The organism is Paenibacillus sp. W2I17, assembly GCF_030815985.1.
GTDB lineage: Bacteria > Bacillota > Bacilli > Paenibacillales > Paenibacillaceae > Paenibacillus.
Map to the genome: position 1 here is coordinate 6471011 of NZ_JAUSXM010000001.1, position 11641 is coordinate 6482651.

Annotated in this window: 8 protein-coding genes; 5 read left to right on the plus strand and 3 right to left on the minus strand. The window is 46.6% G+C overall.

Features of this window, described 5'->3' with window-relative positions; genetic code table 11:
- Positions 1-66 precede the first annotated feature (66 nt).
- Complete coding sequence (locus QF041_RS28840; protein WP_307416576.1) at positions 67-2052, minus strand: beta-galactosidase; 1986 nt, start codon at positions 2050-2052, stop codon at positions 67-69.
- Positions 2053-2166: 114 nt separating this feature from the next.
- Between QF041_RS28840 and QF041_RS28845 the strand changes: the two genes are divergently transcribed.
- The 4 genes from QF041_RS28845 (at position 2167) to QF041_RS28860 (ending at position 7531) form a co-directional block, all read left to right on the plus strand.
- Entirely contained in the window at positions 2167-3009 is an 843-nt protein-coding gene (locus QF041_RS28845) for an AraC family transcriptional regulator (RefSeq protein ID WP_307416577.1), read from the plus strand.
- Positions 3010-3299: 290 nt separating this feature from the next.
- Complete coding sequence (locus tag QF041_RS28850; protein WP_373461370.1) at positions 3300-4343, plus strand: pectate lyase family protein; 1044 nt, start codon at positions 3300-3302, stop codon at positions 4341-4343.
- 301 nt (positions 4344-4644) lie between these two features.
- Positions 4645-6123, plus strand: a complete 1479-nt coding sequence (locus QF041_RS28855) for a methyl-accepting chemotaxis protein (RefSeq protein ID WP_307416578.1) — start codon at positions 4645-4647, stop codon at positions 6121-6123.
- A gap of 184 nt (positions 6124-6307) precedes the next feature.
- Entirely contained in the window at positions 6308-7531 is a 1224-nt protein-coding gene (locus tag QF041_RS28860; RefSeq protein WP_249912042.1) for a GNAT family N-acetyltransferase, read from the plus strand.
- 121 nt (positions 7532-7652) lie between these two features.
- On the opposite strand, the gene QF041_RS28865 is transcribed toward QF041_RS28860, so the two are convergent.
- Together QF041_RS28865 and QF041_RS28870 are read right to left on the minus strand one after the other, a co-directional pair.
- Positions 7653-8018, minus strand: a complete 366-nt coding sequence (locus tag QF041_RS28865) for a VOC family protein (protein ID WP_249912043.1) — start codon at positions 8016-8018, stop codon at positions 7653-7655.
- A 164-nt stretch (positions 8019-8182) separates the two neighbouring features.
- Complete coding sequence (locus QF041_RS28870; RefSeq protein ID WP_307416580.1) at positions 8183-9835, minus strand: alkaline phosphatase; 1653 nt, start codon at positions 9833-9835, stop codon at positions 8183-8185.
- Positions 9836-10089: 254 nt separating this feature from the next.
- Here QF041_RS28870 and QF041_RS28875 point away from each other — a divergent pair, with 254 nt between their 5' ends.
- The gene (locus tag QF041_RS28875; protein WP_307416581.1) at positions 10090-11394 is read left to right on the plus strand and encodes a hypothetical protein; all 1305 of its coding nucleotides are present in this window, start codon (positions 10090-10092) and stop codon (positions 11392-11394) included.
- The last annotated feature ends 247 nt before the right edge of the window (positions 11395-11641 follow it).

The following is an 11641-nucleotide window of genomic DNA, read 5'->3' on the forward strand; positions in this document are numbered from 1 at the left end:
AAGGGATGTCCCTCAAGGTCGTAAGCCTTGTGAGACATCCCTTTTTAAATATGAAAACGGCTGATCTTATACAGTTAAAATATCTACTCCCAGAGCTGGAAGAGTCAACTTCTGATCCAACCTCTCGCTGGTCAACAAGCTGCGATAAGGAACGTCCAGCGTAATCTCTCGTTGCTCATTCGTCAAATTGATCAGGAATAGAAAGTCTTGCTCCCCCTTCGTTCGAATCGACAGCTCAACACCTTCCGGCAGCCGGATCTTGGGCGCTAATTCCTTTTCCTTCAATATGTCTTCAAACAGCTGATAGAAATACGATGGTTCCGGCCAAGTGCCGACATAATACACTTCACCTTCACCAAACTTATTGACAGTAACCGCCGGTACACCTTCGTAAAAGTCGTTGTCATACCAGGCGATCGGCTCTGCGCCTCGCAGTTCCAGTAAATCGCACCATTGCTTCGCAGCGAATGTCTTACCCTCCGCGTTCGTTATCCGATGCTCACTGCTGCCGATGGCATCATATTCACTTACGACAACCCCCGCCGCTTCCGCCAGTAGCCCCGGCAGAGGCAGCATTTCACATACATTCCTCATGTTCTTCACGCCAGTCCGATTGGTGAGGACAACCGTCCCTCCTTTAGCTGCGAATCGCTCCAGTCGCTGTGCTACTTCTTCACTTAACAGGAAGAGAGAAGGGACAATGACCAGCTTGTACCCGTCGAGCTCCTCGGTCCAATTGATAACGTCTGTACCAACACCCATTTTCAGAAATGCATTATGCATAGAGGACAAGTTGTCTATATAGTGCATTCCTCCTTCCGCCTGCGGCTGAAGGGAAAGTGCCGTATGCTGATCATGCGAATGTAGAATCGCAACCTGGGTGACAATGGTCGAGTCGGCCAGCAGTTCTCCTAACTGGTTCACCTCGCGAGTAAGCTCTGCAAACTCCCTGAACCTGCGTCCAGGAACGTTACTGTGGTCGATCAGCCCATGCCAGAACTGTTCCGCTCCCACGGTAGCACTCCGCCAGCGGAAATGGACGACCATATCCGCACCGCGGGCGATTGTCTGCCAAGAGCGAGCTCGGATCAGTCCAGGATACGGGGTGCGCTGAATCGGCATCCAGGCACCCTGTGCTCCGCTGAGCTGTTCCATTACCCAGAAATTCCGGCGTTTGATACCGCGAACCAAGTCCAGCGTAAGCGCTCCGTTCCTCGGAAACCTATCGCCATAATCGCGATACAGCTCATTCGGATAATAATCAACAGAGACGAAGTCCAATTCGTTGTGCATATCATAATAGTCCAGGCTATTCGGATACTGCCACATGTTATGCGTCACAAATTGGCCTGGACAGTTACGGCGTAAAATCTCAAGCTGCCATCCCAGCAGATAGCCTACGCTGTCAGAACAAAACCGCTTGTACTCCAGAAGATAGGAAGGATTCATCGGTTTGCTGGGACCGAGTGGTGTTGTTACCTCAGCCCAGCTGCTGTACTCACCACTCCAGACGACCGTACCCCATTCCCGGTTCAACTCCTCCAGATTGGAATAACGCTTTTGTAGCCAAGCGACAAATGCACGATTACATGTATCACAATGGCACTCCTGGTAGTGCATCTCGTTATCGATTTGCCAGCCAATAACGGCGGGATGCTTACCATAGCGCTGTGATATCGCTTCCACAAATTTGGAGCCCAGCATTCTCAAGGAAGGGCTGTTGTTGCAGCGATGTCCACGCACACCTGGCCGAATGATGTGGCGTTGTTCATCCATAGGCAGTACATCCGGATAACGGGTCGTCATCCAGTTTGGCGGGGTATTGGTTGGGGTGCATAACACAATTTCCATGCCGCGCGAAGCGAAGACTTCTATAGCCGCATCCAGCCATTCAAACTGATAATTACCCTCAGTCGGTTCCATTCGGCTCCAGGCGAACTCTGCCATTCGCACAACAGCAACCCCCGTCTGTTGCATAAGTATGGCATCTTTCTCCCATAACTCCGGGGTCCATTGCTCTGGATAATAATCAATTCCGATCTTAATTGTCATCCTGTGATCTCCTTTATTTATCAATATATTGCGATTATATGTTATATTAATTCGAGTGAATATCTTAAATAATTAATGCGATATAACAATATTAAGATCAGGAGAGTTAATCGTATGCCTCATCCCAATCGTAATTTTCCGGTATTATCTGCCCGAGACAAATTGCTCCCTTTTTATTTGCTTGGCATCGGTCTGCATCATGAACAGGAGCATATCCGCCGAGACCAAGGCATTGAGGATTATCAGTGGATACAATGCCGCAGCGGTGTGGGTAAGCTCAAGCTAAGTGAAACGGAACATATCGTCAAGCCAGGTATGGGCATGCTGTTATTCCCTGGACAGAAGCACGAATACTATGCGCTATCCGACAGTTGGGAAGTCGACTGGATCATTTTCGATGGCAACGGGTTAGCAAGCTTGTTTGAAACCGTTGGCATTGTCGACACATGCGTATACACGCTTGCACAGCCTGAATACCTTCTATCCCGAATGCGGGAGCTGCTGCAAGCTGCCTTAACACCACAAGAGCAGACATTAAGCAATTACGCCTGCTCCGCTGTCCTCTATACCTTATTGACAGAGATTATTCAACGCGTATCTGTCGAGGGCAGCGATACCGTCGGGCAGCAGTATGAGCGAATAAAGCCGGTTCTGGACTATATTGAACAGCATTATGCTGAAGAGATTACTTTGCCAACGCTGGCTGGATTGATCTGTGTCACACCAGAATATTTCTGTCATTTGTTTAAGAAGACGACAGGTATTCGTCCCATCAGCTATGTTAATCAGGTAAGAGTCAACAAGAGCAAGGAACTGCTGCTCGATAATGTGCAGCACGGGATGGAGGATATTGCTCGTCAAGTCGGCTTCGAATCTACCAGCTATTATGGAGCCATCTTCAAGAAGCTGGAACGAATCACACCTGGCGCCTTCCGCCGTAGTTATCAGAAGTCATAACATATTGTTATCCGCAAGCGAATGGTTTTTCTTCAGAGGCCTTAGGAACTGATCCGAGGGCGGATCAGTTCCAAGTTGGATCACATAGTACTCGTTAATCGAGCCGCTAATTAGCAGCTCGATTTTGTGTGAACGAATGGCCTGGTTTTACGATTTTTCACTATATCTGATCTGCTGTTGCATAAAAATGATAATTGTTGTCTTTTTGCAATTTTTGTATTGTCACAGCCAAAGTTACACGATATAATCGAGTTGCCTTAGAGGATAATATTATAAAGGATGGTGAAATTTTGAAGAAATTTTCGATGCTTTTACTCGCTGTAACTCTATTGTTGTTAACTGTCTCCACAGCCCCGTCTACATATGGTGCGGCCAGTTATCCAAACACAGGTACGAATGGGTTGACTGGTTTTGCAGGCAGTGCCAAGAATGAAAATGGTGTCTCCAAGTCAGCTACGACAGGTGGCAAGAACGGTCAGGTGGTTTACGTTAGTAATCTCAATGACTTGAGAACACATATGGCGGGCTCTACAGCCAAGATTGTCGTCGTTGAACAGAATATTTCTTCCTCCACGCTGCAAAAGGTTGAATTCGGAGCGAACAAGACACTTGTAGGTTCCTTTGGCAAACATACATTAACGAATATTCATTTCAGATCCACAAGCAGTTCAAGCAATGTGATTTTTCAGAATCTGACTTTTGAACACGCTTCCAATATTAATGCCAATGATGATATCCAGATGTATATCACTTCAGGCTCCAATTACTGGATTGATCATGTGACTTTTGCTGGTCACAGCTACAGCTCTGGCGGTAGTGATCTGGACAAACTTCTGTATATTGGTGATCGCGCCGACTATATTACGATTAGCAATTCCAAATTTGCGAACCATAAGTATGGCGTCATCCTCGGTCATCCGAATGATGGTAACAGCAGTTACAATGGAGTACCTCATGTGACGATGTCCAATAATTACTTCGAAAATTTATATGTACGTGGTCCTGGACTTTTAAGATATGGTTACTTCCATCTCAAAAACAACTATGCAAACAACTTTAATCAGGCCATCACAATTGGTGAAAAAGCACGGATTTATTCTGAAAACAACTACTTTGGTGCTGGCGCCGAAAAGGGTGGCATCTTGGATGACAAAGGAAAAGGTGAGTTTACAGATACGGGAAGTACACCAGCGCTTAATAGTCCGACTTCTCCTAAAACGAACTGGAGACCAAGCTTCAATTACAGTTATCAGGTAGAGAGTGCCAGCTACGCGCGTGAATTCGTCACCAAGTATGCAGGTTCCTCCAATACGACACTTGTATTCGGAAAGTAAGAGCTGCTGCACATCCTTTCACGACCCAAAAGGCCTGTCTTGTACGCCATAACGTATAAGACAGACCTTTTTTGTTTATAAAATGATATGCTTACATATCATTTTACATTTCATATTCATTTTAAATGTTGAATACCGATATACATAAAGTAGCGCTGGTTTCATACTTATGAAGTTAATATGTACTATGCTAAGGCGCTGCGTATTTGCGATTTGCACATAAGCAGGACCAAAGACTAATAGATGTAGTACAGAAAGGCCTACAACTCACATTTAACCTACTTAAAAGGACGGGGTATGCATGGATCGTATGGACGAAATTATTTGGAAAAGGAACAAATTAATCGGTATCATTTTGTGGATTATTATTGCCATTGGTATGGGTCTGGCCTTTACGATGCCGAAGTTACTTGTGTCCAATGGAGTAGCTCTGATCTTTGTAGTTTGGATTACATACGCTAATGCGAAAAAGAAACATATTCATCTCATTCCATGGCTGATTACCGTATTACTAACAATATGTGGAGTCTATGTCGGTTGGGGAACGGTCAATTTTGCGTTAAGTTTGGTCATAACCGCAGTTCTTCTGTTATTTCCTAACAAGAAATTTTTTGTGGTTGGATTTTCGGTATTATTAGTCAACAGTGTTCTTCAATTATTTGTTATGAATACCGTTGACTCCGTTGAGCTAATAGGTAATATCGTTAATGTGGGACTATTCGCTCTCACGGGAGCCATTCTGATGCTAGTCTCTCAGCTGAATCAAAGGCTCTTCCATGAAAGTGAAGTACGCCAGAATGAGGTGGAGCATTCTAAGCAAAGAGTGGAAACCATGCTGGAGCGTGTGAAGGAATCGGTCGAAGGTTTATCACGTTATACGGATCAATTGAAGCAAAAAGTGAATGCGACTGGCTCCATTACCAATGAGGTGACGCTTGGGTTCAGTGAGGTTGCAAAAGGTGTTGAGTTCCAGGCGACCAGTGTAGCCGAGATTTCGGAATCCTTGTCTGTATCGGATCAGCATATCAAGGACGTTGCTTCGTATTCCCAGCAGATGAAAGAGTTGTCCGCAAGTATGGCAACGAGCACGCGAACTGGAAGCACACAGATGGACCAGCTAAACATCCAGATGCAAGATCTATATGGAACGATCAATACAACTGCAAATGATATGCGAAAGTTCAATGAGGAAAGTGAATCCATGACGCTTATGCTGAACAGCATAGCGGATATTGCGAGTCAGACCAACCTGCTCGCACTTAATGCAGCCATTGAAGCCGCTCGTGCGGGTGAGCATGGACGCGGGTTTGCTGTTGTATCAGAGGAAGTTCGCAAGTTGGCAGAGAACTCGGGTCAGTCCGCAAGTGATATTGCAACCATCCTGTCTCGATTAAAAGGACAGACGCAGGCACTGACGGATCGATTCGAACGCATTCGTCTTTCGTTACAACAAGGAAGAGATAGCGTGCATACGGCAGAGGAAGTATTCCGTACGATCAACAGCAACTCTCAGCATGTGTTAAATCAAGCGACAGATATAGAGACTAGTTCGGCGACCATGAAGGAATCTTCCACCAGAGTTGTGAATGAGGTTTCCGAGATTTCGAGTGTGACTGAGCAATCCAGTGCAGCGACAGAAGAGATTCTGGCGAGCATGGAAGAACAACGTAACCTGACACAGAAGATGGTAGAAAGCTTTGGAGAATTGGAGCAACTGATTGTGAACCTGAATGAATTGGTCTCGGATCATCAGGCTTCTTCCGTTGTGAACAAACTTTAATATTAATAGTTGAGAGCCTGTCGGTGCGTATTTAGCGTACTGGACGGGCTTTTTTTCATGTGCCAAACAGCTTGATGCCGACATTTTTTTCCTATACAGTGTGATGTGTAGAGTATGAAGAGAGTAGAACTAACAATGTAAATGGTAGTTAAAGGAAGATGTTACCTCATGGGGGAGTAAAAGGTTGAAGAATAAAGGGATGAAAGACAGCTCGGCCTACGATGACCGTACATATGAGCATAGGAATGATATTCGAGCTGCACGCGTACGTTTTTATGATCAGCAATCGTTCAAAGACATGGACTGGCCCGATACGGAGGATGGAAGATATGCCAGAGCCTATCTGAAACCTATGATGCTGGACGAGACCCAAAGCTTTATGTCCAACGTGGAAACGACATTGTTGCTCGCCCGAATTGATGATCTCGTTATTCCGCTGACGGTGAATGATACAGAGTATGATAATGCTTACGTTTGTTCGCCATATACGCATTATGTGAGTTACGCCAAGCAGGAATTGACCATGTTGCAGAAGCCTGTGTTGGAAAAAGGTCTTTCTGTGCTGCTCAGTCTAATAGGTTGGGGAATGAAGCAATCACAGATCAACAAAGTTGTGCATGTGAACAACTGGCTGTTCTCCACCAATCTGTACCCAGCCATGTCCGGTGAACAGGCGGAATGTTTGCTTGCAACGGTACAAGAGCGATACCCTGAACATGTCATTGTGTTTCGCTCCTTGTGTCCGGGACTTCATCCCGATCTGACGGCGAGGCTAACGGAAGTGGGGTGTCGACTAATTCCGAGCCGACAAATCTACCTGTACAGAGCGCATGATCCGAATTTTGGCAACTCGAAATCACGCTGGCTGTTGAAGCGGGATTACGAATTATTGGGCAAGCATGGATACGAATTCGTCTCCGAAGCAGATATGACGGATGCAGATATTCCGCGAATTGTGGAATTGTACAAGCTGTTATACCTTGAAAAGTACTCCTATCACAATCCGCAATTTACCGAGCGGTTCATTGCTGCTGCGATGGCATCAGGAACACTCAGACTCTATGGACTGCGAAAGGAAGGGCGCCTGGACGCGGTGATGGGTTATTTCTGCCGAAATGGAATCATGACAACCCCGCTGTTTGGTTACGATACGGCGGTGTCTCAGTCCGTCGGACTATACCGCATGTTATCGGCATGCCTGATCGGACAGGCTCGCGAGAACGGCCATCTGTTACATGAGAGCGCCGGGGCTGCGCAGTTCAAGCGCAATCGCGGTGCGGTGGCGGATTTTGAGTATTCCGCCGTGTATGAGCGCCACCTTCCATGGGGCAGACGCTGGTGTTGGATGCTGCTTGATCGGTTGTTGAATCGCGTAGGTGTGCCGCTGATGCGCCGCATGAAGCTGTAAAACAGACACGATAATGTGCTCACGCTGCTCGATGCAGGTGTGAGCTTGCATCTGGTTTGACTGCACACATGCACACACAACTGGTTATCGTGATAAGCACACTCATTTTACACTCGCCTAATTAGACATGCTCTGCGAGTTGCACCTCGAAGCCATCTGGATCTGTAATGTAAATAAACCGCAGATGCGGATTGGGCTGGATGGGGCCGCGTACAATCGGAATATTCAGTTCTGCCAGTCGTTCCATGGCTTCATCCAGCGAGTTCACCTCATAGCCGATCGACACGCCGGCCTCTGGTTTAAGAATGGATTCACTGCCCTCAATCAGTTCCAGTTTGGTTTCATTCTCCATGCCCAGCATGGCAATCTGCCGTCCACGGCTTTCGAATCTGCGCTGAATGGGAAGTCCAAGCATGTCGTGGTAGAACCCGAGTGAAGCTTCCAAATTACTGACCCTCAGCGTGATCCAATTTAATTTGATCAACATGGGTGAATCTCTCCTTTTTCTTGCATGATATGTATTTTTGTTATGTTCATTATACGATAGGCGCTAGCAGGAACCTACTCCTTAACAATAAACAGTAAAATAGCTGCCGAAATATTCGGCAGCCAGATGGTGTAATTTCCTGTATTTCCAGCAGTTCTAACGAATTATTGAATCAGATCAACGGCCGTTTGTGGTACAAATGCATCTACACCGTTATAAACAATGACACCCTCCAAAGTTGTCTTTTTGCCGTTTACCAGTGCAATATTTTTGTAGATTTGCAGTTCCAGTTTGGTGTTACCTTTTGAAACGAGGATCTTCGGATTTTTGGCGTCCGTCAGATCCAGCTTGTACGTCGCGCCTTTGGCTGTAAATGCCTGTTTGGCAGGTACAAATAATTGTTTGCTCACGCTGTCGAGATCCAGATCCAATACACGTGCCATATATTTGGCGACATCCGTGTTGTCGATTACACCGAATGGACGGTCATTGTTCGGAGCATACGTGTACAGCACAACATCTCCACCTGTATGACCACCAGTTGTCCAGCCGATCCCTGCACGTTTGCTGATCATTGGACCGATTGCATAGTTAAGACTGCCTGGCTCGGCCGCTTTAATGGTGGCAATCTCTTCGGAAGTCAGATCGGTAATACCATAGTACTGTTTCATTACTGCTTTGATGTTTGTGCGCTTGGCATTCAGCTTCGCTTCAACGCCCTCACCAGTCAGCTTGGCCTTTTTCAAAGGTCCGATAAATGTGGACAATGGCTCTTTGTCATAAGTGCCGGACGTCGCGTTGTTACCAATGGTGAGTCCACCATTACCGTGGTCCGTAACAGCCACAACGGCCGTCTCTCCATCTGCTTTGGCAAAATCCATGGCTACCTTTACGGCATCGTCAAAAGCCAGCACGTCGCTGATAATACCAATGGGATCATTGGCGTGAGCTGCCCAGTCTACTTTACTGCCTTCAACCATCAGGAAGAAGCCGTCTTCATCTTTGGACAGAACTTCGATGGCTTTGGATGTCATCTCGGCAATGCTTGGCTGCTTCGCAGGATCACGGTCCATATTATAAGCCATGCCTGAGGGTGCAAACATACCCCACAGTTTGTTCGAATCGGATGCTTTCATTGCAGCTGGTGTAGTGACGTAATCGTAACCCAGTGCCTTGATGGAGGAAATCAGATTCTCTCCGTCTTTGCGTCCGGCTGGCTCAAGATATTTGCTACCTCCACCCAACACAACATCCATGCCATTGTAGACTTGTTGTTTGCTGAGTGCATCATAGTTTTTACGGTCCGGATAGTGAGAGGAGAAGTCCGCTGGTGTGGCGTGCATAATCTCGGATGTAGCGATAATGCCAGTTGCTTTACCCGCCAGTTTGGATGCTTCCAGCACGGAAGCAACAGGTTTTCTTTCGTCTCCAGACGCAATCGCCTTTTGCCCTGGCATCGTAGCTTTGTCCGGCAGTACACCAACAAATCCGGTATGAGATTTATGACCTGTAGCAAAAGCGGTTCCGGCAGGGGCCGAGTCCGCAATCGGCGCATCGGCGGAGTGTGTCCGAACCATGCCGCTTGCCATGGAGTCCAGAGTCAGGGACGAGCCCTTATACCAACGAGCCAGAGCGGTAGCATCGTTAGCCATACCGTCAGGAATCAGAATAATCACATTTTTAATCGGTGATGCAGATGTTGTGGAGGTGGTGTCTTCCACAGCCCACGCTGCACTGCTACCTCCGAGTGTAGCCGTAACAATCGTCGTCACCGCGAGCATCATTTTGGCTGCACGGACATTAAACCGGTTTAACATGAATGTATCCTCCTAGAATATATGTATAGTTTGGTATCTCAAACCAAGTGTATACAACAATTGCTAAACTAACGTACGAAATGGGTTAACTATATGTAAAATTTACGATTAGTGAAGGATGCTGGTATTCAGGCAAACTGGACAACATGAGGATTTCTCTTGTATGTTAAGGAGAAAATCGGACTAGGGGATGACCGCGCCAGAAGTCACTATTTATTTTGGCATTGTGGAGTGGAAGAAGGAGAGGTCTGTGAATGTATCGTATCGGAATTGTAGGACCGAAGCCGTCCATTGAGCGAACCATGCGTGCGCTGCTGGGTCACAATCTGGGGGCGAGCTATGAGCTATACGCCTATGAACATGCAAGAGAAACAGGAGACATTATTAGACGAAATCGGGAGAATGTACACGGGTGGGTATTTACGGGGCCGATTCCTTATCTGAGTGCCCAAGCTGTACTTCTTGAAAAAGAACATGCGATATACTGCCCTCCTACAGGGGCAAGCTTGTATAAGGCGATGCTTCAAGCCGTCTACACCTTGGACAGTCCGGTGAAAGATATCTCCATTGATATGACAGATAACGAGAGCTGGGGGCTGATGGACAGCCTGGAAGAGCTGGATTTCTCGCAGGAACAATTACGTAAATACGTGTTTTCTATCGATTATGATGTGGGAGCCATGATTGAGTTTCACGTCCAGCATTGGCAGGAGGGGCTTACCAAAGCAGCGATTACATGTCTGTATGCGGTGTATGAAGGCCTGTTGGAACGTGGGGTACCTGTCTTCAAAATTGATTCAACCAAGCAGGAAACGGTGCAAGCCGTACGCATGCTGATTGAACAGATTCGCAGTTCCGCGTTCAAGGACAGTCAGATTGGTGTACTCATGATTGAGATCGATCGATTGCATGAAGCTGGCGAACAATCGACCGAGCGTTACCAGTTGCAGCATATGGAGCTGAAGATCAAGGGCGTACTGCTACGACACTGTGAACAAATCGATGGATCTCTTCATCAAGACGGCACCGGGAGATATCTGATGTATGGTTCAAGAGGTGTAATGGCTCGTAATATGGAATCACTGCATTCGACCATGCATCAGTTGGAGCTGGATACAGACTTGCCCTCCTTTGCCGGAATTGGATTCGGGGAGACGGCGTTCGATGCCGAACGTCATGCACGCAAAGCCATCCAGTATGCCAAGGATGATGAAGCCGGACGAATCATTATCTATGAGACGGATGGAACCATTGTGGAGGCGGCAGGAGAGGACCAAGAATTATCCTACGAAACGTATTCAAGCGACATCGAACTATTGGAACAATTGAACAAGGCAGGCGTCAGTATCCGTACATTCCAGAAAATAAAGGCATACATACGTCGAATGGGCAAAGAAGAATTTACAGCCGGTGAGTTGGCTTCCGGACTGTCCATGACCATCAGGCACGTACAACGAATTATGGGTAGCCTTACCGCATTTGCACTGGCTGAAATTGCTGGCAATGAGCTGAATACAAGGCGGGGAAGGCCTAGTAACCGTTATCGTCTTCTGCGTTAGGTTAACGAACATAGAACGAAACAATAAAACCGATGATGCAACCTTATGTCTCATGTCCGTGTGGAAAGGACAAGAACACAAGCGTGGATCAGCGGTTTTTTTATTTACAAGTGTTAAAATACATAACACAGGTATTGAACTTTATGTGGAGTTAATTATATAATGTCCTAAAATTACGACATTTTCGTTAAATGTACGTTAATGATCTGCTAACGGGGACAAGACCTCATCAGACTTGTTCAGTCAA

Excerpts from the sequence above, each read along its gene's own strand:
- QF041_RS28840 (WP_307416576.1), bottom strand. The coding sequence starts at position 2,052 with ATGACAATTAAGATCGGAATTGATTATTATCCAGAGCAATGGACCCCG.
- QF041_RS28845 (WP_307416577.1), top strand. The coding sequence starts at position 2,167 with ATGCCTCATCCCAATCGTAATTTTCCGGTATTATCTGCCCGAGACAAA.
- QF041_RS28855 (WP_307416578.1), top strand. The coding sequence starts at position 4,645 with ATGGATCGTATGGACGAAATTATTTGGAAAAGGAACAAATTAATCGGT.
- QF041_RS28865 (WP_249912043.1), bottom strand. The coding sequence starts at position 8,018 with ATGTTGATCAAATTAAATTGGATCACGCTGAGGGTCAGTAATTTGGAA.
- QF041_RS28870 (WP_307416580.1), bottom strand. The coding sequence starts at position 9,835 with ATGTTAAACCGGTTTAATGTCCGTGCAGCCAAAATGATGCTCGCGGTG.
- QF041_RS28875 (WP_307416581.1), top strand. The coding sequence starts at position 10,090 with ATGTATCGTATCGGAATTGTAGGACCGAAGCCGTCCATTGAGCGAACC.